The sequence below is a fragment of the Mycobacterium paraffinicum genome (genome assembly GCF_025822865.1).
GTDB classification, from domain to species: domain Bacteria; phylum Actinomycetota; class Actinomycetes; order Mycobacteriales; family Mycobacteriaceae; genus Mycobacterium; species Mycobacterium paraffinicum.
On the sequence record NZ_JACKUR010000016.1, the window covers coordinates 404,007 to 428,969 of the forward strand.

Genomic DNA, 24,963 nt, shown 5'->3' on the forward strand with positions numbered 1-24,963 from the left:
GAGACGATGAGCGACTTGACCTACATTCGCTTCTTCGAGGAGGTCGGCATCAGCGACGTCCCGCTGGTCGGCGGAAAGAACGCCTCGCTCGGCGAGATGTTCCAGAAGCTGTCCGGGCAGGGCATCCGGGTGCCGCACGGGTTCGCGACGACCGCCGCGGCCTACAAGCACGTCCTGGACAGCGCCGGGGCGTGGGACGCGCTACACGCCGAGCTCGACGATCTGGACCCGGGCGACGTGGCCGCGCTGGCGCACAAAGGCAAACGCGCCCGCGAGATCGTCTACGGCGCAGGCCTTCCCGACGACCTGGCCGCCGAGATCGTGGCCGCCTACCGGATGCTGCAGGACGAGTACGGCGAGGATGTCAGCCTGGCGGTTCGGAGCTCGGCCACCGCGGAGGACCTGCCGACGGCGAGCTTCGCCGGCCAGCAGGAGACCTTCCTCAACGTCACGGGGGCCGAGAGCCTGCTCGACGCGTGCCGCCGCTGTTTTGCCAGCCTGTTCACCGACCGGGCCATCCACTATCGCATCGACCAGGGCTTCGACCACTTCAAGGTCGCGCTGTCGATCGGCGTGATGAAGATGGTGCGCTCCGACCTCGCCTCGTCGGGCGTCATGTTCACCATCGACACCGAGTCGGGCTTCAACGACGTCGTGTTCATCACCGGCGCCTACGGGCTCGGCGAGAACGTGGTGCAGGGCGCCGTCGACCCCGACGAGTTCTACGTCCACAAGCCGACATACCTGGCCGGCCACCGCGCCGTGCTGCGCCGCCTGGTCGGCGACAAGGCCGTGAAGATGGTCTTCGTCGCGGGCGGAACGAAGCACACCACCCGCAACATCCCCACGCCCAGGGCCGACCGCGCCCACTTCTGCATCACCGATGAGGACGTCCTCGAATTGGCCGGCTACGCCTGCACCATCGAGCGGCATTACGGGCGGCCGATGGACATCGAATGGGCCAAAGACGGTCTCGACGGAAAGCTCTACATCGTCCAGGCCCGCCCCGAGACGGCGGCCTCCCAGCGCAGCCTGACGACGGTGGAGAGTTACGTCCTGGAAGGCAGAGGCGAGGTACTCGCCGAGGGCCGGTCGGTCGGCGAGAAGGTGGCCACCGGCGTGGCGAAACGGATAGAGCACCTCGATCAACTGTCGGAGTTCCAACCCGGCCAGGTTCTGATCGCCGACATCACCACGCCGGACTGGGAACCGGTCATGAAGACGGCGGCCGCCGTCGTCACCAACCGGGGCGGGCGCACCTGCCACGCGGCGATCATCGCGCGCGAACTCGGTATCCCGGCCGTGGTGGGGGCGGGCGACGCCACCGCGAGCGTGCCGGACGGCGAGGTCGTCACGGTGTCCTGCGTGGAGGGCGACACGGGGCGCGTCTACCGCGGCGAGGTCGGCTTCCACGTCGACCGCACGGAAGTGGCCGACCTGGCGCGGCCCCGCACCGAGATCATGATCAACCTCGGCAACCCCGACCTCGCCTTCAAGACGTCGTTCCTGCCCAGTGACGGTGTCGGGCTTGCCCGGATGGAGTTCATCGTCAGCGAATACATCAAGGTTCACCCGCTGGCCCTGCTGCATCCCGACAAGGTCCACGACCCCGAGGCCCGCCGGACGATCGCCCGACTCACCCAGGGCTATGCCGACGGCGGCGAGTTCTTCGTCCAACGGCTCTCCGAGGGGATCGGCACCATCGCGGCCGCCTTCTGGCCCAAGCCCGTGGTGGTGCGGATGTCGGACTTCAAGACGAACGAATACGCCAGCCTGCTCGGCGGGACCGCCTTCGAGCCCGTCGAGAGCAACCCGATGATCGGGTTCCGCGGCGCCTCGCGCTATGCGCACCCGGCCTACGCCGAGGGATTCGCGCTGGAGTGCCGGGCGATGAAGCGGGTGCGCGAACAGATGGGGCTGACCAACGTCGTGCTGATGTTGCCGTTCGTGCGCCGGGTGGCCGAGGCGGACCTGGTCCTGGCGGAGATGGCCAAACACGGTCTGCACCGCGGGGAGGACGGGCTCAAGGTGTACGCGATGTGCGAGATCCCCAACAACGTCATCCTCATCGACGAGTTCGCCAAGCGCTTCGACGGGTTCTCCATCGGATCCAACGACCTCACCCAGCTGACGCTCGGCGTCGACCGGGACAGCGAGATCGTGGCCTTCGACTACGACGAACGCGACGAGGGCGTCAAGGAGATGATCCGCCTGGCCGTGGAGGGCTGCCGCCGCAACGGGATTCACTCCGGGTTGTGCGGTCAGGCGCCGTCGGACTACCCCGACATGGCCGAGTTCCTGGTTCGCTGCGGCATCGACTCGATCAGCCTGAACCCCGACGTGATGGTCAAGACCACCCGCCGCATCGTCGACCTGGAGCAGCAGGTGGCAGCTGCCCGCTGAATCGACCGGCCGCCAGGGGGCTAATTGGTTGTCGGTGGTGGTTGGGGCCGGAAGGGTTCGTACCACCACCAGTCGGCGCGCTCGCCGGTGGGCCCCGGGCACGGCGGGACAGCCGGTGGGGGCCCAGTGGGTGGGTGCGCCAGCGATCCGGGGCTCAGTGCGCGGCCGGCGCTGTCGGTGATGACGAGAGCGTCTGGGGTCCCGGTGATGGTGATGACGCCGCGGTGGTGCAGCCGGTGGTGATACGGGCAGAGCAGCACCAGGTTGGCCAGCTCGGTGGGGCCGCCGTCTTCCCAGTGCCGGATGTGGTGGGCGTGCAGACCGCGGGTGGCGTCACAGCCGGGAACCGCGCACATGGGGTGGCGATACTCCAGCGCGCGGCGAAGCCGCCGGTTGATGGTGCGGGTGGTACGGCCCACGCCGATGGGCTCGCCGTGCCGTTCGAACCAGACCTCACATGTGGCATCACAGGTCAGGTAGCGGCGTTCGGCGTCGGACAGCAGCGGACCCAGGTGCAGCGCGGCGGCGCGCTGCCCAACGTCGAGGTGCACCACCACCGTGGTGTGCTGCCCGTGCGGCCGCCGTGCCGCCTCGGCGTCCCACCCCGCCTCGACCAAACGCAGAAACGCCTCGGCGGTGCTAGGCACCGGGGGCCGCCGATCTGAACCGCCATGGCCCTCGCCGTGATCGCGCTTCCACTCGGCGATCAACGCCTCACGATGCGAGGCCAAGGCGGCGTCGAACTTCGCCGCGTCCAGGTGCGGCAGCCTGATCCGCCAACAGGTGAACTCCTCGTCGGCGGTCTTGGTGATCGCCGGCTGCGGTTGCGGCCGAGTTTCGGGTTCGGGTCGTGGTTCTAACCTGACCGCGGTGCGCAGCTGGTTGACCGTGGCCACCTGCGCCAGCTGCGCATAGTGCTCATCGGATCCCGCACCGGCGCGCGCGGTGATGACCCCGACCCGATCCAGCGACAGCCGCTCCTCCCGCAGGTCCTTCGCGCAGCGCGGAAACTCCTCCAGCCGCCGCGCCACGGTGCTGATCGTATGCGCGTTGCCCGACGAGCAGCCCAGCTTCCAGGCCACCAGAGCCGGCACCGATCGTGCGCCCGTGAGCCCGCACAACTCGTCGCGATCGATCTCGGCGACGATCTCCACGATGCGCCCATCAAGCGCGTTGCGCTGACCGGCCAACTCCGCCAACTCCTCGAACAACATCTCAAGACGCTCGCCAGGACTTACCGCCACGGCGCCAACAGATGCGGTCGAAGACATAACGCCATCCTCGCAGCCGGGTACGACAAGTACGCTGCGACGACCGCTCGCGGGCGCGATCTCAGCCGCGCGGTGGCTGTCGATAGAGGGCGGCGCCGGCGACGACGTCGGCCCCGGCCGCGACGAACAGGACCCGTGCGCCCGCCGGCAACCGCTCGGCCCGCTGCCCGAACGCGGCCGCCAGGGCGGCGGTGTGCATGCGTTCGTCGTCGGCGACGGTGATCACCTCGACCGGCACGCCCAGCCGGGCGCCCAGCGCGGTGCGGTATCCGGACCGGGCGGGGGTGGCGACGATCGCGTCGACTTCGGACAGCCGCACCGACTGCTCCTCGAGGCACGCCGACACCGCCCGTGCGGCCGCCGCGGCGAACCGCTGGTCCATCGATGCCGACTCGGAAAACCGCAGGACGTTACGGGAGTCGGCGAAACCCACCGTGGCGCTGAATGTTTCGTCGCCGACTTCACTCGGGTCGTTCACCCAGGAGACCCGGCTGAGGCCGTTGTCGTCGTCGGACCAGCCGCACAGCATCGCCGCGCCGGCGGCAGAGAACGGGAAGTGCTCGCTCATCCCGTGCCCGGGGTCGGCGTCGCTGGCGACGACCAGCGCGCGCCGGATGGCGCGGCTGCGCATGAACCCGTCGACGATCTGCAGTGCCGTCAGCAGCCCGCACGTGCCGTTGGCGATGTCGAAGGAGAAGGTGCCGTGGGCCCCCGCGTGCGGGTCCTCCGGGTTGGCGCCGATGTCGTCCTGAATCAGCGCGGCGAGCGCCGGCTCACCGAGGTTGCGGTCGCGGTAGATGCCGGCGTTGACGACGAGGTCGAGGTCTTTAGCATCGCATCCGGCCCGCTTCAGGCAGTCCTTGGCGGCGACGACGGCCAGGTGCAACGCGCTGTGGCGCCCCCGCAGCCGCGGATGCGAGACGTCGATCCGATCAATCACCGTGCCCATAGCGGCTCACCACATCCTCGTCCAGGGTCAACAAGACCACACCGATCTCCAGCCCGGAGGCCAACGCCAGCAATGCGATTCGCTCCCCGGGCCGGATCCTCCCGGCCTCGAGTTCCTCGACGAGCGCCACCGTGTGGGTCGTGGAGGCGGTGTTTCCGTAGCGGTCGACGGTGATCACCGCGTCGTGGCGCGGGCTGTCGCCGAACACCTCCGACATCCGGGCCATGCCCTTGCGGATGGCGCGCGCGGACGTCTGGTGGGTGATGACGTGGTCGATGTCGTGGATCGAAAGACCAACGGTGTCAAGCACTTCGCTCAAGAGCAGCGGGGTGTCGGCGATCGCGGCCTTCTGGATGGCGCGGGAGTTGGTGAACATCCGCGCGCCCGGGTCATCCCCCTGCGGATACGCCAGGCAGAGCCGGCTGTAGTCGGCGACGGTGGTGAAGCCCGCCAGGGCGATGCCGGCCGAACCGGCCGGTGCCCGCTCGAGCAGCAGCGCCGCGCCGGCATCGCCCAGGGTCAGGCAGGCCAGTTCCTTGCTCATGATGTTGCGGATGTGCCGGGCGGCGTTGTTGGACAGCTGCGAGATGTACTCGCCGCTGACGACGAGGCCGCGCTCGACGACGCCCTCGCGGATCCAGTTATTCAAAATCGTTACGCCCGTGAGCATTCCGGCGCACGCGTTGGATACGTCGAACGTCATCGCGTTCACCGCCCCTATCCCGCGCGCCACGGCGCTGCTCATGGTCGGCTCGAGCCACTGGGTCAGCCCGTCGCGGAACTTGGTGATGCTGCAGCTGATCACCACGTCCAGCGCCGCCGGATCCTGCTGCGCGGTGGCCAGGCAGTTCAGCGCCGCCGAGCTGGCCAGGGTGTAGGAATCCTCATCGCCGACCGACACCCGGCGTTCGCGGATCCCGGTCAGCCGTTCCAGGTCGATGTGGGTGCGGTGGCGGGTGGACGCCATAAGCTCGTCGGTGCTCAGGCGGGTTCCGGGCAGATGCCGGCCCGCGGCCGCGACCCGCGCGACGAAGGGGTCCGCACCGCCCTTCCCGGTCGTTTCCATCACCAGCCAATGCCGAGTCATCGATGGCACCTCCTTGGCATGTCGGTCACCCACGCATCTCGAGGACTTCGGTCACCGGACGCCGGGCGGTGGGTTTGGCGTGTGGGTCCTTGGCCGGTGACCGGCCGACCCGGATCAGCAGCTGCGGCTGGCCGGAACCGCCGGTGACCTGCCTGATGATGTCGCGGCTCAGCGACATCTCCGTCATGTGGGTCAGCGTGCAGGTGGCCATGCCGGCCAAAGTGCATTCGAGCAGCACCGCCGACAGCGCCTCGCCGCAGCGCAGCACCTCGTCCGGCGCATCGTCGTGATGGGTGGACAGGACCACGATCTTGGAGTGGTCCGCCTCGATCGCGGCGCGGCGGCGGCCCCCGCCCGCCGGCGGGAACGCGCGGGCGATGTCGACGCGCGCGGCCTCGGAACTGGACACCAGGGCGCTTTCGGGCACGTGGTCGGCGTTCGCTTCGAAGGGCGATGTCCACCAACGCAATTCGGTCAGGTAGGACGTATCGCTTCGGCGCAACTGCTCGGTGAGCCGCGACGCCTCGGCCAGCCTCGGCCGCTCGTCGTCGTCGACCACGTCCAGCGACACGTCGTACGGGGTCACCGCGCGGCTCAGCGCCGAATGCAGCGTGGGCCACGCGGTCGGTGCGCCCAGGGGCAGCCGGTCGGTGCGGCGGCGAAGGATCGCGTCGGCCCGCAGCCGGCACTGCGCGGTCACGTTCTCGACGGGCAAAAAGCCCACACTCGCGAGGTGATCCGGTCTGCCCTCGGTGGGAAAACGTTCGGTGACGCTTTCCCAGCCCGCGGCCGCCATGGCGACCCGCAGGTGGTCGAGGACCGCGCCGCAGCTCAGGATCAGCTCGCAGCCGGTGTGGTCGGTGGCGTGCATCGCGTGGCGCGGGTCGGCCCACAGGTGCAGCCTCGTGCCGTCGGCCACCCACCGCCAGGGCTGGCTGTTGTGCAGCGAAGGCGCGCGGCACGCGAGCGTCACCGCGTCCCGGATGACCTTCGCGGTCGGCACGTTCGCGTCCATCTCCACCATTTCGTCGATTTCGGTGAGGAAAACTGTATGCCCCGTTCGGCGGGTGCGGGCAGGGCCGTTGGTCCCCGACGGCCGGGACGTTGGAACCTCCGCAGCTACGTCGCGCGCCCCCAGAGGTCGTGCGCCTCGCGAGCGACGAGGTCCGGGCTGCGGGAGGTGTCGATGCGGTGCGCGCCGTCCCAATCGGCGTGCCCGGCGGCCAGGGCGGCGGCGATCTCCGGGGTCACCTCCGAATTGCCCGCGGGCCTGGTCTTGATCCGGTCGGCCGCCACGTCGGCTGTCGCCGAGCACACGAATTCGACGAGCGCCGAGTGCGTCTCGGTGGCCAGCCGGTGAGCCGCCTCGCGCGTCCGCGGATCGCGCCAGGTGCCGTCGAGGATCACCGAGTGCCCCTCGCCCAGCAACTGCCGCGCCCGGCGGAGGGTGGTCTCGTAGACCACCGCGACCTGCTCAGGGCTGTAGAGCCCGGCGTTCAGCACGCCGGGCTCACCGGCGATGACGCCCGAGTCCCGAAGCTCCCGGCGCACGTCGTCGGTGGAAATAAGCCGCGCCCCAAACGATTCAGCTAAACCACGGGCCACGGTGGACTTCCCGGTGCCCGGGTTGCCGCCGACGAGCGCAAGCCGAACGGTGCCGCTCTGCAGGTGCCGGGTGGCGATGGCCAGGTGGCGGGCGGCGTCGACGGACGCGCCCGGACTGCCCTGCGAAACCCGGACACAGTCCACCTTCGCCCGCACCACGGCCCGGTAGGCGATGTAGAAGTCGGACAGCGCCGGCGGCGCCGTCCAACCCGCGTGCTCGGCATAGCGCTGCAGGAAGAAGTCGCCGAAGTCCTTGCGGCCCAGAAACTCCAGGTCCATCGCGAGGAAGGCGGCGTCGTCGAGGCAGTCGACGTGGCGCAGCCGGTCGTCGAACTCCAGGCAGTCCAGCAGCGCGGGGGTGCCGCCGGCCCAGAAGATGTCGTCGGCGAGCAGGTCGCCGTGCCCGTCGACGATGCGCCCGTCGCGGATGCGCCGCGCGAACAGCACCGCGCGCCCGGCGACGAACTGGGCCGCCAGGCGCTGCACACGAGCGACCTCATTTTCGGCCATGCCCGAAATCGATTGTTTCGCGTACCGTTCCAATTCGGACAGGTTCTCCCGCCAGCGCCACTCGATCGCGGCGGCCTCGCCCTGGGCGTCGATCCGCTCGCCGCGCTCGGCGCGCTCGTGGAAGCGGGCCAACACGGCCGCGACCGCGTCCAGCACGCGGTGCACGGACTCAGCGGTGTCGTGGGCCACCAGGTGCGCGAGGCGGTCCTCGGCGCGGTAGCGCCGCATGACCACGACCGGTTCGGCCGGCCCACCGAGCGGGTCGGTGAGGTGGGCGACGCCGAGATAGCTCTCGGGCGAGAGCCGGCTGTTGAGCTCGACCTCCCGGCGGCAGGCGTGCTCGCGCTGCTCCGGCGCGCGGAAGTCGAGAAAGTCGGTCAGCACCGGCTTCTTGGCTTTGTACGCGCGGTCACCGGCGAGAATGACCACACCCGTGTGGGTTTCGTGCAGATCGAGATAGGCCACGGCGGCGGCGCGACCCTAGGACGGCCGCGCGACGATCACCGGCATCCGGACCGAGTGGACCACGGCGTTGCTGACCGACCCCAGCAACACGCCGGACAGGCCGCCGCGCCCGTGGCTGCCCACGACGACGAGTTGGGCGGATTCCGACTGTTCGATGAGCTGGCGGGCCGGCCGGTCGGAAACGACGACCCGGTTCACGGTCACGTCGGGATAGCGTTCCTGCCAGCCGGCCAGTTGTTCGGCCAGGCTCCGCTCGGCTTCCCCCCTCACCGCCGACCAATCCACCCCGGGCAGTTCGAAGACGTCGACGTCACTCCAGGCGTGCAGCGCCGTCAGCTCGACACCGCGTCGCGACGCCTCGTCGAAAGCGACCGCCACCGCAACGTCCGATGCGGGTGAGCCGTCGATGCCCACGAGCACCGGGGCTTGCTGGGGGTGTGGCATGAGCGGGTCTTCGTCGCGGATGACCGCGACCGGGCAGCGCGCGCTGCGGACCACGCTGCTGCTCACCGAACCCAACAGCAGCCTGCCCATCGCCCCCCGTCCGTTGCTGCCGACGACGACCAACTCGGCCTCTTTGGACATCTCAACCAACGTGGGCACCGGGGGCGCGCACCTCAGCTCGCTGCGGACGTCGACCTTGCGGTCCGTGCTGACGGCCTCTTCGGCGATCTTGACCGCCTGCTCGAGGACCTCCCGGCCCTGCTCCTCCTGCCACACCGCCACGCCGGTCGACAGGGGCAGGGCCGGATACATCGGCACCATCGCGTTCACCATGTGGACCACGGTCAGCGGGACGTGTCGCATCGCCGCGTCACGGGCCGCCCAACAGACGGCGGCGTTCGAGGCCGGCGATCCGTCGATTCCGACGACGATGCCATGGCGGTTTGCGAGTACGGACATGATGTTCTCCCTCTCCTCGTCCAAAACGCTATGGCGGGAACGTCCGTCGATCATGAGGCTTTAGTCACCAACCGCATGGCCATGAGGCCCCCTTGCACCCGTTGGCCTTGACCAGCGCCGGTGCTGTGGCATCGTCACAGAGGTGACTGAATGGCCTGTCACGGTCGATAGGCGCTACCACGACGCGGTGATTCTCGGGCTCGACTGTGTTGTCGTGGAGCCGGCACCGGGGGTGGTCGAAGCCCGCGGTTCGACCGCCGGATTTTTGCAGCGAGTGCGCGACGTCGGCGTCGCCACCGCCGCCTATTCGTCCACCCGGGACTGCGAAGCCGTGCTGCGCGCCGCGGGGGTCGAGGAATGCGTCTGCGCCGCCGGCGCCGCTGAGCGCGCCGATGCGGCGCTGACCATGACCGTGAAGCGCCTGGGCGTGCGGCCGGGCCGTTGCGTCCTCATCGACTGCAGCGACGCGGGAATCGCGGCCGGCAGGGATGCCGGCTTCGGCCTCGTCATCGGCCTGGAGCACAACGGAGGAACCGGCGAATTGCTGTCCCTCGGGGCGGACATCGTCGTCGGCGATCTTGCCGAGGTCTCGGTGCAGTCCGGCGGCAAACCCTTGTCGACCATCGCCGACGCGATGCAGGTCTACAGCCAGTTGAAGGAACTGGTGGCCAGCCGACGCCCGGCGGTGTTCCTCGACTTCGACGGCACGCTGTCCGAGATCGTCGCCGAGCCGGAGGCAGCCACCCTGGTCGAGGGCGCCGCCGACGCGCTGCGCGCGCTGGCGACCCAATGCCCCGTCGCGGTGATAAGCGGCCGCGATCTGGGCGATCTTCGTGAACGCGTGAACGTCGACGGAATCTGGTACGCGGGCAGTCACGGCTTGGAGCTCGTGGCACCGGACGGCACCCACCACGAGAACGCGGCAGCCATCGGCGCTACCGGCGCCCTGACGCGTGCGGCTCACCGACTAGCGGAGCTGCTCGGTGAGTTACCCGGAATCCGGGTGGAGCACAAGCGGTTTGGGGTCGCGATTCACTACCGCAACGTCGAGCCCGAACAGGTCGATCGCGTGATCGCGACGACACGCAAGCTCGGCCGATCCCAGGGTCTGCGGATCACGACGGGGCGCGAAGTCATCGAACTTCGGCCCAGCCTCGATTGGGACAAGGGCCGGACGCTCAACCGGATCCTCGAACACATCGAGGGAACGGGAAGCGGCACCGTGCTACCGATCTATGTCGGCGAAGACCTTGCCGACGAGGACGCCTTCGACGCGGTCCAATTCGACGGCGTCGGAATTGCGTTGCGGCACAACGAGGACGGGGATCGCCCATGCGCCGCGCTGTTCACCTTGGCGGATCCGCCCGCGGTGTGTGATTTCGTCCGGCGGCTGGCCAGCGATCTACGCGCGGCGGCCGAGCCCAGCGATCCGTGGGAGCTCGTTTACGAGGGATATGACCCGGATTACGAGCGACTGCGCGAAACTCTGTGCGCTGTCGGTAACGGCTACGTCGCCACCCGCGGCTGCGCCCCGGAGGCGACAGCGGCCAAGGCGCATTACCCCGGGACGTACGTTGCCGGCGTCTACAACACGCTGGTCGATCGCGTCGCCGGCCGGACCATCGAGAACGAAAGCCTGGTCAACCTCCCCAACTGGCTCTCGCTGATGTTTCGGATCAACGGCGGGCCGTGGTTTCACATCGACGACACCGAATTGCTCTACTACCGGCAGACATTCAACCTGCGACACGCCACGTTGACGCGCACCCTGCGGTTCCGGGACGGCGCGGGCCAGATCACAACGATGACCCAAGAACGGTTCGCGTCCATGGACCAGCCGCACTTGCTCGCCATTCAGACCACGATCGTTGCCGAGAACTGGTCGGGCACTGTGGAATTCCGGTCGTTGCTGGACGGCAACGTCTGCAATACCATGGTCGAGCGCTACCGTTCGTTGTCGAGCACACACCTCGCGACAACCATGATCGACGAATCCGCAGCCGACTCGGCGATCTTGCGCACCGAAACATCGCAATCACGCATCAGCATCGCGGTGGCAGCGCGCAGCACCGTGTGGTGCGACGATGCTCGGGCAGTTGCGCAGTACAAAATCGTGCGGGAAGCCGGCCGCGGCGGGCACGACATCCAGGTCGCGCTGGCCGTGGGGCAATCGGTCACGCTGGAAAAGGTCGCGACCATCTTCACGAGCCGGGACAGCGCCATCTCGGAACCGGCAAGCACCGCCCAGCTGCACCTGGACGCCGCCGGACGATACGCCGAGCTGCATCGTCAGCATGCCCGGGCGTGGGCCCTGCTGTGGGAACAATGCGCCATCGGCCTGGCCGACGGCATCGATAGCGCCGACGCGCTACGCATCCTGCGGCTGCACTTGGTGCACCTGCTGCAGACGATCTCGCCGCACACCGCCGACCTCGACGCCGGCGTCCCCGCGCGGGGCCTGCACGGCGAGGCCTACCGCGGCCACGTCTTCTGGGACGCGTTGTTCGTGGCCCCGGTGCTTGGCATACGGATGCCGAACGTCACCCGGTCGCTGCTGCTTTACCGCTATCGGCGGCTGCCCGAGGCCCGCCGCGCAGCGCGGGTGGCCGGTTACCTCGGTGCGATGTATCCCTGGCAGTCGGGTAGCGACGGCCGAGAGGTCAGCCAGGAAATGCACCTCAATCCGCAGTCCGGGCGGTGGAACCCGGATCCGAGCGGCCGTGCGCATCATGTCGGTCTCTCCATCGCCTACAACCTCTGGCAGCACTATCAGGTGTCGGGCGACCGCCAGTTGCTTGTCGACTACGGGGCCGAGATGCTGGTGGAGATCGCACGGTTCTGGGCGGGTCTGGCGAAACTGGACAAGACTCGCGGACGTTACACGATCCGCGGCGTCATCGGCCCCGACGAATTCCATTCGGGCTATCCGGGCAAGGAATACGACGGCATCGACAACAACGCATACACGAATGTGATGGCCGTCTGGGTGATCATGCGGGCGATGGACGCACTCGATCTGCTACCGCTGCGCGACCGGCTCGATCTGGTGGCGAAGGTGGACCTCACGGCCGACGAGCTCGATAGGTGGGACCGCGTGACGCGCCGGATGTTCGTGCCCTTCCACGACGGTGTGATCAGTCAGTTCGAAGGTTATGCGGAACTGGCGGAACTGGATTGGGAAGAGTACCGGCAGCGGTACGGCAACATCCAGCGGCTCGACCGTATTCTGGAGGCCGAGAACGACAGCGTGAACAACTACAAGGCGTCCAAGCAGGCCGACGCGCTGATGTTGTTCTACTTGTTGTCGTCGGACGAGCTGCTGGGTCTGTTGGGCCGGCTCGGTTACCGCTTCGCGCCCGAGCAGATCCCGGAAACGGTGGACTACTACATCAAGCGCACTTCCCACGGTTCCAGCCTGAGCGCCGTCGTACACGCCTGGGTTCTTACCCGTGGCAACCGGCATCACGCCATGAAGTACTTTGTGCAGGTTTTGGCGTCCGACGTCGTCGACATCCAAGGCGGCACCACGTCGGAGGGGATACACCTGGCCGCGATGACCGGCAGCATCGACCTGCTGCAAAGGTGTTTCACCGGACTCGAAACCCGCGACGAACGGCTGATCCTCAGCCCGCAATGGCCAGATGCCCTGGGCTCCATCGAGTTTCCCTTCATCTATCGCGGCCAACGGCTACACCTTCGGGTCAGCGGACGGGCGGCCGAACTGACCTCCGAGGCGGGCAACAGTGCATCGGTCGCGGTGGAATGCCGTGGCCGGTTGCAGCACCTGGCGCCCGGGCACACCGTCGAGGTCGCCTGAAGCCCGGTGACCAATTCCTCCGAACGTGGGTCGAACGACCCTGCTGAAGCGGGCCGTCTGCCCATAACGTGGCCAGTGACGGGCCATCGATGTCCCGGTGGTCAGTCGCAGAGGAGGACTCGATGAACAATCCGCAGTCGTCGCAGCGGATCGTGGTGGGTATCGACGGCTCGGACGCCGCGATCAATGCGGCCAAATGGGCAGCCGCCGAGGCCGTCAGCCGCAACATTCCGCTCCGGCTGATCCATGCCGTACCGAGACGGAATGCGGGCGATGACGGCTTGGACATCGAATACGCCCAATCGTCGTTGCGCGCCGCCGATGCGGCGTTGCAGGAGATGGGCACGCCGGTCAAGGTCGAGTGCGACATCGTCCGCGCCTCCTCGGAGGAAGCGTTGATCGACGAATCACGCGACGCCGCAATGGTGTGCGTGGGTTCGGTGGGGACGGGCTGGGTGGCCCGCAAGGTCCTCGGCTCGACCGCGCACACCCTGGTGAAGAAGGCACACTGCCCGGTGGCCGTGATTCGCAGCAGCCGCGACGGCGCCGAGCCGCAGGACGGATACGTCGCCGTTGCCGTCGAGGAGTCGGAAGCCAACGACGCGGTGCTCGAGCACGGGTTCCGCGAGGCGCGCCTTCGTGACGCACCGATCTTGGCGATGGGCGTCTGGCGGTGGGGCCTCGGCGAGATTCCCTACCACCAGCTGGATCAGCGGCTCGGACCCTGGGTATCGGAGCATCGCCAGGTGCACGTCCAACCCGCCGCGGCGAGGCGTGGGGCGGCCGAATTCCTCACGCGCACAAAAGAACCCGTTCAGCTCGCGGTCGTGGGCAGCGAGGATGCCGACAAGGTAGCCCGCATGGTCGGGCCGATCACCCCGCATCCGGGCGGCCACACCGGATGTTCGGTGCTCGTGGTCCGCGGCTGACGGCGGCTATCCGGCCGCCCAATCCTTGGCGCGGTCAAGCTCGTCAAGTGAGAACACGGCCATCTCGCCCGGAACCATCCACGCCACCGCATGCAGCACGGAAGCGACCCAGTCCTTGTCGGAGACCACCGCGATCCGCTTGAACGCCGAATGGTGCGGCAGGACGGTGCCGAAGCCCAGCTTGAGGTCCTCGAGAAACCCACCGGGCCCGAATCCCTCGTAGTCGGACGCGATGACCTCGACGATCCTGACCTCGCCCGTCCGGAGCACCTGGTCTATTTTGGGTTTGAAGTCGCGCAGCTCGTCACCGCGCAGCCGGCCCGACACGCGGATGCCGATCACTCTCTCCGGCATGTCCGGGAGCAGCTCGATCATGGGAAGCCTCCTTTGCGGGCATCGATCGTCATCGTCAGCGGACAACCAGCACGGGCACCCGCGCCGACTGGGCCACCGCCGAACTCACCGAACCGAGCAGCATCCCGGGAAATCCGCCACGGCCGCGGCTGCCGACCACCACCAGTTGGGCGTGTTCGGATTCCTTCAGCAGCCATTCGGACGGCTTGTCGCAGAACAGTTTCCGTTCGACGCGCACCTCGGGATAGCGTTCTTGCCAGCCGGCCAGGCGTTCGGCGAGGATCTCGTGCGCCTCTTGCTCCCGGTCATGCCAGTCCATGCCGAGGATGGGGAATACGCCCACGTCGCTCCACACGTGCAGGGCCACCAGCCCCACCCCGCGGCGCGAGGCCTCGTCGAAGGCCAGGGCGGTCGCCTCTTCGGAGGCCGGGGATCCGTCGATGCCCAGCACCACGGGCGCGCCGGGGACCGGGGCCGCCCTGTCGCCGGTGTGGATGACCGCGACCGGGCAATGGGCGTAGTGCACCAGTCCCGTGGTTACCGAGCCCAGCAGCAAGCGGCCCACCGCTCCCAGTCCCTGGTTTCCGGCCACGAGCACCCAGGCCTTCTTGGAGGCCTCGATCAGCGCCGGGACGATCGCGGAATAGACGGTCTCGGTGTGTATTTCGGGTGATTCGGACGCGCCCAGGCTGGCGCTCAGTGTCTTGCGGGCCTGGTCGATCACGTGCTGAGCGCTGTCCTGTTGCCAGTCGGGCATCTCGGCATACAGTTGCCCCACCGGCCAGCCGACCACGATGGGGGGAACGACGTACATCAGCGTGATGGGCAGGTCACGCATGATGGCCTCGCGCGTCCCCCAGGCGACGGCGGCGTCGGATGCGGCCGACCCGTCAACACACACCAATACCCCGTAGTCTTTCGCGTCTGACGTCATTTTCCGCTCCTCTACGCCGGCGTTTCGTCGAATTGGGGCAGCTCGATCTCGAGGTGCCGAATAGCTCCGTAATCGATTGGCCTGCAAGGCCAGCCGAGATCGAAGAAGACCGTGAGCATGAGGTGGTTCTCGCCGAGGACGTCCGCCACGAACCGCCCGATCCCGTGGGCGCGGGCGATCGGGGCCAGGTGCTTGAGCAGGGCCGTACCCACGCCCACCGAATGGTCTTGGTGCGCGACCACGACAGCGACCTCGGCCGCGTTCGGGTCGTCGACGACGACGTAGTGGGCCACGCCGATCAGACGATCGGCGTCGAAGGCACCGAGGGCGTACAACCCGTCCGCCGGCTCGGTCAGCTTGGCTACGAGCTCGTGCAGCGGCGACAGCTGCAGCGTGAAGAAACGAAAGTACCGGTCGTGATCGGACAGGCGTTCATGCAGCGCCGAAACGGCCTCGGCGTCGGCGACGGTCAAGGGACGCAACGACACCAGGCGTCCATCGAGCAACCGAGCAGTAGCCGCGGCCTCCACCGATGGATTACTCACAGTCCCGACCATATTCGGCGGCCGCGCGGGCGGGCAGGGCCGTTAGACCCCATGGCCCCTCCCTTTGGTCCCGTTCGGGGCGACCGCTATTGGTCGATCAGCGGGGCCACCCAGTGCACCCGGGTACCACCCTCCGGGGGGCCGGTGATCTCGCAGGCCCCGCCCAGTCGTTCGGCGCGCCGCTTCATGTTGGCCAGGCCGCTGCGCCGCGTGTTGCCGTCGGGTATGCCGGAGCCGTTGTCGACGATGTCGAGGACGAACATGTCGGCGACGCTGATCTCGACGGTCAGCCGCGATGCCCCCGAATGACGCAGGACGTTGCTGACGGCCTCCGTGCTCACCGCTTCGGCATGGTCGGCAAGCTCACCGCCGACGGCGGTCATCGGACCGTGCATGCGCAGCGTGGTGACGATGTCACGGTTCTCGGTCAGGTCGGCGACCACCTGTTGGATGCGATGCCGGAAGTCGTTCTTACCCGGCGGGGATTTCAGCTGGAAGATCGTCGTGCGGATCTCCTCGATGATGGTTTGCAGATCGTCGAGCGTGCGGTTCAGCCGGTCGGCCACCTCCGGGGAGCGCGCCCGGGCAAGCGTTCCCTGCAGGTCCATGCCGGCGGCGAACAGCCGTTGGATGACGTGGTCGTGCAGGTCGTGGGCGATGCGTTCCCGCTCGGCCAGGATGGTCAGCTGGCGGGCGTCGTCACGGGCCGACGCGAGCACGAGCGCTATCGCGGCGTGCGTGGCAAAATCGCTGACCAGATCGAGGTAGCTCTCGTCGAAGGGCGGCTCGTGGCTGCCGCGGGCGATGGCGATCACGCCGACGACCTCGTCGTGGGCGCGTAGCGGCATCAGGATGGCCGGCCGCTGCCCGACATCGGTGAATGCCTGGATCGGGTACCGCAACGTCTCGGTGATCAGCGGTTCGCCGGACCGGAAAACGGCCCCGCTGGTGGAACCGTCCACCGGGACGCGTTGGCCGACCACCTCGGCGGCGTGCACGCCCACCGCGGCCGAGACCACCAGCGTGTCGACCTCGTCGTCGGGCAGGTCGGGGTCGGCCGGCACCAGGACGATCGCCTGCTCGGCATCGGTCAGGGCCCGCGCACGTTCGGCGATCAGCTGCAGCGGGCGCCGGTGCGGCTCGGCGCTGGACAGCAGCGCGGTGGTGATCTCGCGGCTGGCCTCCATCCACTTCGCGGCCGTCCGCTCGCGTTCGAACACCTGCGCGTTGTCGATGGCGATCGCGGCGGCGAACGCCAGGGCGCGCGCGGCCACCTCGTCGGACTCGGAGAATGTTCGCTGCGGTTCGACGTGGGTGAGGTAGAGGTTGCCGAACACGGTGCCTCGAATGGTGATCGGCACCCCGAGGAAGCCGCGCATCGGGGGGTGGTGCTCGGGAAACCCGACGGCGGCCGGATGGGCGGTCAGGTCGTCCATCCGCAACGCCGGCGTGTCCAGCAGCGACAGGCTCAGCAGGCCCTTGCCCACCGGCAGGTGCCCGATCCGGGCCACCGTGTCGGCATCCATCCCCTCGTGGACGAACGAGAGCAGGTTGCCCTCGGGATCGCGGATGGCCAGCGCGCCATAGGGGGCGGAGGTCAACCTCCTGGCCGCGCCGATGATCCGGTGCAGCGTGGCGTCGAGGTCGAGGCCCGCGCCGATCTCGACGATGACCCGCAGCAGCTGCTCCATCTGGTCGCGGGCCGCCAGCAACTCGTCGAGTTGCTCGTGCATGCGGCTCACCAGCCCCCGCCGGCCGAGTCCGGCGAATGCCGAGCCGGTGTCGTCGCTCGTCAAACGGAAAACCTCCAGGACACTTCAATTGCGACAATGCCTAATGGCGAAACCAGCCTAATCGCAAATTGTCAAGCTCCCAAGCGAATGGTTGTCGTCGAAGGTGTGACAGGTTTGCTTGTCGCTAGTCGGTCGGCGCATCCGCCGGCACGGACGGATGGCCGGGCCGCTGGTCCAGCTTAGACGCGAACACCGCCGCCTGGGTCCGGCGCTCCATGCCGAGTTTGGCCAGCAACCGGGACACGTAATTCTTCACCGTCTTCTCGGCGAGGAACATCCGCGCGGCGATCTGCCGGTTGGTCAGGCCCTCGCTGAGCAGGCCAAGCAGCGTTCGCTCCTGTTCGGTGAGCCCGGACAGCGGGTCTTCGCGCTCCGCCGCGCCGCGCAGCTTGGCCATCAGGGCGGCCGCCGCCCGGTTATCCAGCAGCGATTTGCCGGCGCCCACCTCCTTGATGGCGTGGGCGAGCTCCATGCCCTTGATGTCCTTGACCACGTAACCGCTGGCACCGGCCAGGATCGCCTCCAGCATCGCCTCGTCCGAGGTGAACGACGTCAGCATCAGGCAGCGCAGGTCGGGATGATCGGACACCAGGTCGCGGCACAGTTCGATGCCGTTGCCGTCGGGAAGCCGCACGTCAAGCACGGCGACGTCGGGTTGCAGCGCCGGTATCCGCGCCTTCGCCTCGGAGACTGAGCCGGCCTCGCCGACGATCTCGAGCTCGGGGTCCGCCGCCAGGAGATCGGCGAGGCCGCGCCGGACGACTTCATGGTCGTCGACCAGGAAAACCTTGACCATTACGAACCCTTCCGCCGGTCGTGGGACCTCCCTATCACACATTAACTATCGTACAAATTTCACAAATGTTGCCGATTGACGATCAACAGCGAACAGTCCGCGTCCGCCATCACCGAACTGCCGACGGGTCCGACAAGCTCGGCAACGTGCTGACGATTGTCGGCGCCGACGATCACCAAGCCGACCGGCCCACGGTGTCCTGCCAGGTAGTCCAGCAGGCCGACGTGTATCGCCATCGATTCGACCCGAAGTTGCGGATGGCGTCGCTTCCACCCGGACAGGCGGCGATCCAGGTCGGCGAGTGCCCGGCGATCGGCCTCGGTATCACCGTGTTCGGCCCGCCCCGTTCGCCGCGAGACAACCGCCTCGAGCGCGGCACCGCGCAGCACCGCCTCTTCGATGGCGGCGCCGAGCAGAACCGAGTCCGGGGACCCGGCTATCTCGACGACCGCACTTTCTGCGGCCTGCCCGCGATGACCGTCGCGGCCCCGGACGATCGCCACCGGGCAGCGCGCCGATACGGCCAATGCCGCCGCGGTGGAGCCGACCCGGCCCGGTTGAAAGTGGCGCAGTCCGACGGCGCCCACGCAGACCATGGCGGCCGACGCCGACGAGCGAATCAGCGATCCCACCGCGGGCCCGTGGACGATCTCCGTCTCGACCCGCACGGGCTTGCCCGCGGCTCGAATAGCCATCACCGCCTGGCGGACCGCCAGCTGCGCGGTTTGTTCGCCGTCGTAGGTCGCGTAGAGCAGGCGTAGCGGAACGTCGCGGCTCGCCGCCTCGTCGACCGCCCACAGCGCCGCGCGTATCGCCGCTTTGGAACCGTCGATACCGGCGACGATCGACTTGGTTCTGGCTGACTGGGTCATGGGGCCTCAGTGGCGGACCACAAGCACCGAACAGTCGGGGTAGCCGACGATCGGATGGCAGTTCGGGGTGGCCAGCGCGGCCATCTCCTCGGCATCGGCACGGCCTACCACCGCCAGTTCGATTGCGCTACCGGGCTTTCCGCCGTATTTCGCGCCGGATCCCGCAGCCACCGTCTGGACGTGGACGTCCGGATAACGGCGAACCCAGCTGTTCAGTCGCCGGTCGATTTGACGCACGATGGCGTGGCGGCGTCGCCCTTCCTCCATCGCTTGGTGCACCACCTCGTCGTTGTCGGGCTCGTCGTTGAGCACGACGGCGATCACACCTAGCTCCCTCGGCGATCCGTCGGAAGTGCGAATGATCGCCACCGGGCAGTGCGCGCGCGCCACCAGGCCCGTGGCCGTCGGGCCCAACAACCCGTCGGACGCCCATCCGCGCCTGGCGGTGCCTACACACACCAGGGCCGCGTCCTGTGATTCGTTGATCAACGCCTCGGCGGGATTCCCGGAAACGATGGCCGTCTCGATCTCGACCGGCTTGCGCTCGCTCTGTATGGCGCACTCCGCTTCGGCCAACGCTATTTCGCCGCGTTCGACCTCCCATTCCGAACGAGGCCCCGATCCGATGCGCCGCGGCCCGCGCGGCATGACATACACCAGGCGAAGTGGCAGCTGCCGGCCGATCGCCTCGTCGATTGCCCACTTCGCGGCGTTGACCGCGGCCTGGGAGCCGTTGACGCCCACGACCACAGCCTTGGCGTCCAGCTGGCTCATATCGGCTCCTGATTGTTCCGATGGCTCAGGTTTCAGGCTATTGCGGCGGCGCCCGCTCGGCAGGGGCCGTTAGGCCTCAGCCGCGAAGTCGTTCGTCCCCACCTCTGCCGGCTCGGCGACCAGCTCGAACAATCGCTCTATGTCGGCACGTTCGAAGACCGCCGTACCGGGTGTCATCAGCATCGCCGCTCCCGCCGCGATCCCGTAACGAACGGACTTGGCGAGAGGCCACCCGTGGGTGAGGCCCACCGTGATCGCGGCAACCATCGCATCGCCCGCCCCGACACCGCTCCCGCCTGGCATCGGGACCGCCGGAAACCGCTGGCTGGCATGGCGTGTCGCGAGCAGCGCGCCATAGGAACCCAGGGAAACCACGACGACTTGTGCGCGGCCACTGTCGATGAGTTGGTGGGCGGCCTCTAACTGCTCGGACTCGGTGGCGAGTCGGCGACCGACGCATTCCCTTAGTTCTCGCACGCTCGCCTTGAGCAGGAACACCCCTGAGGAGATGTGCTGCAAGCCGCCGCCGGAGGTGTCCAGGATGAGCTTGACGCCCAACTGCCGGCAGAGGTCGGCAACCCGCTGGTAGTAGTCGGCAGGTACACCCGGTGGCAGACTTCCGCTTGCCACAACGACTTCGGCCGATTGGGCTGCCACCCGCAATTGGTCGAGGCATTGCTCCTGCTCGAGGGCGGTGAGCTCCGGCCCGGGCAGGACGAACCGGTATTGCTGGCCGGTGCTGGTCTCGTTGACGGTGAAACTCTCGCGCGTTTGGGCAGCGACCGGAACGTGCCGGAACCGGACATCGGCCTCGCTGAGCAGGCTCATGACGAGACCCCCGTGCGAGCCGCCCGCGGGAAACACCGCCAGTACCGAGCTACCAAGGACCTTTGCGATCCGGGCGACGTTGATGCCGCCTCCGCCCGGGTCGTAACGCGTCGCAGAGCAGCGCAACTTATCGGTCGGCCGTACGACGCCGACACTCGTCGTGATGTCGAGCGCGGGATTCATGGTCAACGTCACGATTCGAGGTCGGCGGACCGGGTCGGAAGGCATCTCCATCTTGGTTGGCTCCGCGGGTCTTAGAGGCCGCTCGGATACGTTTCCGGCGTTTCGCCGGCGATCCAGAGGCTGGTGACCTCAAGGGGTTCCAGCGCCCGGGTCCGATCGATGTGGATCATCGCGTCGAACTGGTCGGCGGGGCGGACGTGGAAGTAATGGCTCTGCCGTTCGGTCTCGGGGCGGTAGATCACGCCGATGGCGCGCCCCAACCGGACCGCGCTCAGCGGTTCCCCGGCCCCCGGGCTGATGTGCGCCGACACCAGGAATTCGCTCCTGCGTGTCTCGTGCAGGAGTTCTTCGATGCTTCCATTGAGCGCGGGGCGCACGACCTTACGTTCGGCGATGCCACCCCAGTCGCTGGCGGCGGTCACCGTGCCCGTGTAGGTGCTGAAGCCGATCAGACGTGCCTCGTCGCCGTGCCGCTGCCGGACCAGTTGGCCCAGCGTGAGTTGTCCATCGGCCCAGACTTCGGTGGCGCGGGCGTCCCCGACGTGAGAGTTGTGCGCCCACACGACGATTCGTGCCGACGGGATGTCTTGGTGGCGGTCCAGATGCTTCAGCAGCGCCTCGAGCGTCTGCGCCATGTGTTTGTCGCGCAGGTTCCACGAGGTGACTCGCCCGCTGAACATCGCCCGGTAGTACACCTCCGCGTTGTGCACCGTCTGGGCGTTCTGGTGGGCGTAGAACAATTCGTCCTCGGCGAGCAGACCATCTCTGCGCGCGTAGGCCAGTTCGTTGCGCTGCATGTCGACCAGTTGATCGATGGCTTCCTGTTCACACGATGGGCCGGCGCCGAAGGCGGCCGAGAAGCCGTACGCCTGGCCGTCGTCCGCCGAGGCGTGGTCGAAGCAGGCATAACGCTCGCGCGCCCGCGCCGCCGCCTTGGGGTCGACCTTGTCGAGGTAGCCGATCACTTCCTGCATCGACCGGTGCAGGCTGTAGAGATCCAGCCCGTAGAAGCCGGCCTGCCGCTGCCCGTTGTTCTCGTGCAGCCGGTTTCGGGTGCGCAGCCACTCGACGAAGTCACGCACGACGGTGTTGCGCCACATCCACGCGGGAAATCGCTCGAATCCGCTCAACGCCTCGTCGGCACTGGTGTCGTCACCGATGCCGCGGACGTAGCGATTCACCCGGTAGGCGTCGGGCCAGTCCGCCTCCGCCGCGACGGCACAGAAACCCTTCTCCTCGATCAACCACTTCGTGATTTCCGCGCGGGCCTCGTAGAACTCGTGTGTGCCATGCGAACTTTCGCCGATCAACACGATGCGCGCATCGCCGATCAACTCCTCCAGCGCGTCACGCGGCGGGACGCCCGCCGGCGCATCGATGGCCACCCGGGCGATCACCTCGGCCGGGGTCCGCGCCGCGGCCCTCGCCGGGGTGCCGGTCGTCGGCGTCGCGAGGAACCGGCGGACCTCTTCGTCGGTCACTTGCCGGAAATCCCAGAACGACTCCCCGACCGCGAGAAACGGAGTGGGCATGCTCGCGCATACGACGTCGTCGACCTGACCGGCGAATTCGCGGCACGTGGACTCCGGGGCCGCCGGTACGGCGATGACGATGTGTGCGGGCTCGGCCTCGCGGAGCGCCTGGACGGCCGCGAACATGCTTGCACCGGTGGCCAATCCGTCGTCGACCAGGATCACCGTCTTGCCTGCCACGTCCACGGGCGGACGCCCGTCGCGATAGGCGGCCTCGCGCCGGATCAGTTCCCGGCCTTCCCGCTCGGCGACGGCACGCAATTCCTGCGGGGTGATACGCAGGCCGCGCACGACGTCGTCGTTGACCACGACGCGGCCCCCGCTCGCGAGCGCCCCCACGGCGAACTCCTCGTGGCCGGGGGCACCGAGCTTGCGCACGATGAAGGCATCCAGCGGGGCATGCAGCGCCGCCGCCACCTCCCAGGCGACGGGTATGCCGCCGCGCGCCAGGCCCAGCACGATCACATCGTGCCGATCGCGGTAGGCAACGAGGAGGTTCGCCAGCACGCGGCCGGCCTCGGCGCGGTCACGGAACACCCGCCGCGGCGAGCGTCGGGTGGCGTCAGCTGCTCTGGTCATCACACACCGCGCCTGTAGTCATGGCAGTCTCCTCGATCTTGACCATCGACGAATCAATCCGACCAGCCCGCCGTAATCGGCGGTAGGGCATGAAGTCCCAGGCTTGCGGGTCGTTCGTCGGCTCAGCTCCTGCGGCGCAGCTCGCCGATATAGGCCATCACCCGGTTGAGGATGAGGCCGTAGGCGTCGCCGTCGTCCACCAGCCGGGGCAATCCGCAGTGGCGGAGATAGCCGTCCAGGCGCTGGTCCAGGCTCCAGTCGAGATAGCTGTCGCCGGCATAGGGCGAGCGCAGGAACTCGAACGCGATCTCATCGACATCGGCATCGGTCATCGACGGGGATCCCTCTGTGGTAGGGGTCATTTGGCTTCCTACCCGCTCCGAGCGTGATCCCTGATGGCGGCCTGCACCGCGGCAAAGCGTGAGCGTGCCCGTTCGTCGGCGGCCTGCTGTTCGGCGGCCGTCACGACTATCGCGTCCGGACCGGGGAACACGGTCGCCTCCTCCCCGGTGGCCAGCCACCGGACCCGGTACGGCGGTTCCCCATTCGGTGAACGCACCGAGGTGATCAACCCGCGCAGATCCGGTCGCCCGATCGTGCCGCTCTTGATGACGAGCCAGTCACCCGCATCGGCAATCACTATCAGCTCCCTTCGAAAATATTGCAACGCAAACCGACTCGCGTTATCAACGCATCTCCAAGACCTCGCGTACCGGCCGGCGCGGCGTCGGTTCGGGAGCGCCCTTGCCCGAAAATGCGGTGCCCACCCGGATCAGAACCTGGGGTACCGCTTCGGTCTCGGGTATGAGCTCCCCGATCATGTCGCGACTGGCCTGCAGCTCCGTCACGTGTGTCACGGTGCAAGTCGCCAGTCCGGCCATGGTGCACTCGAGCAGAACCGCCGAAAGGGCCTGGCCGCACCGGAACGCGTCCGCGCGGGTGTCCCCCGGCGTGGACAGGACAACGATCTTTGCTTGATCGTGGAGGCTTGCCGAGCTCCCCCGGGCGTGCCCGTCGGCGGGGAATCGCCGGTTCACGCCGTCGGTACGGGGCTGCGCCTCGTTGACCAGGGCGGCTTGAGGTATGCCGTCGTCGTGCCTGCCGGGCGCTGTCCACCAACGCAATTCGTGATGGTAGAGGTCGTCGTAGCGCCGCAGCGCCTCGTTGAGGTGCGCGGCCTCGACCAGCCGCGGCAGTGCGTCGTCGGCCAGTACGTCGAGGGTGGCCAGGTCGGGATTGAAGGCGCTGCGCAGCACCGGCTCGAAGGACGCCCACCCCTTCGGGGCCCCGAACGGACGCCGGTCGGTCCTGCGGCGCAGGATCGCCGCCGCGCGGTCCCGTCGCGCCACGGCGACGTAGTCGGCCGAAACGAAGTCGATGGAGGCCAGGTGGTCGGGGTTGTTGGGATTGGGAAACTCGTCGGCGTCGGCGACCCAGCCCTCGGCGGCCATCGCGACCCGGAAATGATCGAGCACCGCGCCGCAGCTGATGATCGACTCGCGTCCCGAGCTGTCGGCCGAGGACACCATGCGGTGCGGGTCGGCGAAGAGGTCGACGGTCGGGCCGCCGGCAACCCATCGCCATGGCTGGCTGTTGTGCAGCGAGGGGGCGCGGCAGGCGAGCTCCACCGCCCGGGTCAGCACTTTGCTGTCGACCATCGTCTGGGTCATTGTTCTTCGCCTCTCCTGTGTTACTTGGACCCTCGGGCATGCGGGGATCGCGCGCCAGGGTCCTTGGTCCCCAGCGTCAGGTCATTGGACCCGGGGTCGACTGATGACCTTTGTCTCTATTGCGGCGACGCCGCGCGGCAAACGATGTAGACGACCCACCCCGA

General features: G+C 68.1%; 21 protein-coding genes. 3 read left to right on the forward strand and 18 right to left on the reverse strand.

Annotated features, from left to right (window positions below; all coding sequences use genetic code 11):
* Positions 1-6: 6 nt before the first annotated feature.
* Positions 7-2,403, forward strand: coding sequence for a phosphoenolpyruvate synthase (gene ppsA, locus H7J89_RS07210; protein ID WP_264039147.1), 2,397 nt, complete (start codon positions 7-9; stop codon positions 2,401-2,403).
* Between the two features lie 20 nt (positions 2,404-2,423).
* On the opposite strand, the gene H7J89_RS07215 is transcribed toward ppsA, so the two are convergent.
* From H7J89_RS07215 to H7J89_RS07240, 6 genes are all read right to left on the reverse strand, one after another.
* Positions 2,424-3,674: an HNH endonuclease signature motif containing protein gene (locus H7J89_RS07215; RefSeq protein ID WP_264039148.1), complete on the reverse strand. Its 1,251-nt coding sequence runs from the start codon at positions 3,672-3,674 to the stop codon at positions 2,424-2,426.
* Between the two features lie 61 nt (positions 3,675-3,735).
* Entirely contained in the window at positions 3,736-4,623 is an 888-nt protein-coding gene (locus H7J89_RS07220) for a beta-ketoacyl-[acyl-carrier-protein] synthase family protein (RefSeq protein WP_264039155.1), read from the reverse strand.
* Entirely contained in the window at positions 4,607-5,710 is a 1,104-nt protein-coding gene (locus H7J89_RS07225) for a 3-oxoacyl-ACP synthase III family protein (RefSeq protein WP_264039164.1), read from the reverse strand. The genes H7J89_RS07220 and H7J89_RS07225 overlap by 17 nt, the downstream gene beginning before the upstream one ends.
* Before the next feature lie 25 nt (positions 5,711-5,735).
* Positions 5,736-6,734: an Acg family FMN-binding oxidoreductase gene (locus H7J89_RS07230; RefSeq protein ID WP_264039171.1), complete on the reverse strand. Its 999-nt coding sequence runs from the start codon at positions 6,732-6,734 to the stop codon at positions 5,736-5,738.
* A gap of 95 nt (positions 6,735-6,829) precedes the next feature.
* Entirely contained in the window at positions 6,830-8,290 is a 1,461-nt protein-coding gene (locus H7J89_RS07235) for a bifunctional aminoglycoside phosphotransferase/ATP-binding protein (protein WP_264039178.1), read from the reverse strand.
* Between the two features lie 15 nt (positions 8,291-8,305).
* Complete coding sequence (locus H7J89_RS07240) at positions 8,306-9,193, reverse strand: universal stress protein (RefSeq protein WP_264039185.1); 888 nt, start codon at positions 9,191-9,193, stop codon at positions 8,306-8,308.
* 187 nt (positions 9,194-9,380) lie between these two features.
* On the opposite strand from H7J89_RS07240, the gene otsB reads away from it, so the two are divergent.
* A complete protein-coding gene (otsB, locus tag H7J89_RS07245; RefSeq protein WP_425563459.1) occupies positions 9,381-13,010 on the forward strand; it encodes a trehalose-phosphatase in 3,630 nt (1,209 codons plus the stop codon).
* 122 nt (positions 13,011-13,132) lie between these two features.
* Entirely contained in the window at positions 13,133-13,939 is an 807-nt protein-coding gene (locus H7J89_RS07250; protein WP_264039209.1) for a universal stress protein, read from the forward strand.
* A gap of 6 nt (positions 13,940-13,945) precedes the next feature.
* On the opposite strand, the gene H7J89_RS07255 is transcribed toward H7J89_RS07250, so the two are convergent.
* The 12 genes from H7J89_RS07255 to H7J89_RS07310 form a co-directional block, all read right to left on the reverse strand.
* On the reverse strand, positions 13,946-14,314 hold the full coding sequence (locus H7J89_RS07255; RefSeq protein WP_264039217.1) for a SpoIIAA family protein: 369 nt from the start codon (positions 14,312-14,314) through the stop codon (positions 13,946-13,948).
* Positions 14,315-14,348: 34 nt separating this feature from the next.
* On the reverse strand, positions 14,349-15,227 hold the full coding sequence (locus H7J89_RS07260) for a universal stress protein (RefSeq protein WP_264039224.1): 879 nt from the start codon (positions 15,225-15,227) through the stop codon (positions 14,349-14,351).
* Between the two features lie 11 nt (positions 15,228-15,238).
* Positions 15,239-15,772 carry a GNAT family N-acetyltransferase gene (locus H7J89_RS07265; RefSeq protein WP_264039233.1) on the reverse strand — a complete coding sequence of 178 codons (534 nt, stop codon included), beginning with the start codon at positions 15,770-15,772 and terminating at the stop codon, positions 15,239-15,241.
* An 86-nt stretch (positions 15,773-15,858) separates the two neighbouring features.
* Positions 15,859-17,505, reverse strand: coding sequence for a sensor histidine kinase (locus H7J89_RS07270; protein WP_264040286.1), 1,647 nt, complete (start codon positions 17,503-17,505; stop codon positions 15,859-15,861).
* Between the two features lie 184 nt (positions 17,506-17,689).
* Entirely contained in the window at positions 17,690-18,361 is a 672-nt protein-coding gene (gene dosR, locus H7J89_RS07275) for a hypoxia response regulator transcription factor DosR/DevR (RefSeq protein WP_264039241.1), read from the reverse strand.
* 59 nt (positions 18,362-18,420) lie between these two features.
* Positions 18,421-19,233: a universal stress protein gene (locus H7J89_RS07280; protein ID WP_264039249.1), complete on the reverse strand. Its 813-nt coding sequence runs from the start codon at positions 19,231-19,233 to the stop codon at positions 18,421-18,423.
* Positions 19,234-19,239: 6 nt separating this feature from the next.
* The gene (locus H7J89_RS07285; RefSeq protein WP_264039259.1) at positions 19,240-20,007 is read right to left on the reverse strand and encodes a universal stress protein; all 768 of its coding nucleotides are present in this window, start codon (positions 20,005-20,007) and stop codon (positions 19,240-19,242) included.
* 69 nt (positions 20,008-20,076) lie between these two features.
* Entirely contained in the window at positions 20,077-21,069 is a 993-nt protein-coding gene (locus tag H7J89_RS07290) for a 1-phosphofructokinase family hexose kinase (protein WP_264039268.1), read from the reverse strand.
* Positions 21,070-21,089: 20 nt separating this feature from the next.
* Positions 21,090-23,129 carry an erythromycin esterase family protein gene (locus H7J89_RS07295; RefSeq protein WP_264039276.1) on the reverse strand — a complete coding sequence of 680 codons (2,040 nt, stop codon included), beginning with the start codon at positions 23,127-23,129 and terminating at the stop codon, positions 21,090-21,092.
* A gap of 122 nt (positions 23,130-23,251) precedes the next feature.
* The gene (locus H7J89_RS07300; RefSeq protein WP_264039286.1) at positions 23,252-23,491 is read right to left on the reverse strand and encodes a hypothetical protein; all 240 of its coding nucleotides are present in this window, start codon (positions 23,489-23,491) and stop codon (positions 23,252-23,254) included.
* A gap of 8 nt (positions 23,492-23,499) precedes the next feature.
* Positions 23,500-23,769, reverse strand: a complete 270-nt coding sequence (locus tag H7J89_RS07305) for a DUF1918 domain-containing protein (protein ID WP_264039293.1) — start codon at positions 23,767-23,769, stop codon at positions 23,500-23,502.
* A 46-nt stretch (positions 23,770-23,815) separates the two neighbouring features.
* Positions 23,816-24,799 carry an Acg family FMN-binding oxidoreductase gene (locus H7J89_RS07310; RefSeq protein WP_264039303.1) on the reverse strand — a complete coding sequence of 328 codons (984 nt, stop codon included), beginning with the start codon at positions 24,797-24,799 and terminating at the stop codon, positions 23,816-23,818.
* Positions 24,800-24,963 lie beyond the last annotated feature (164 nt).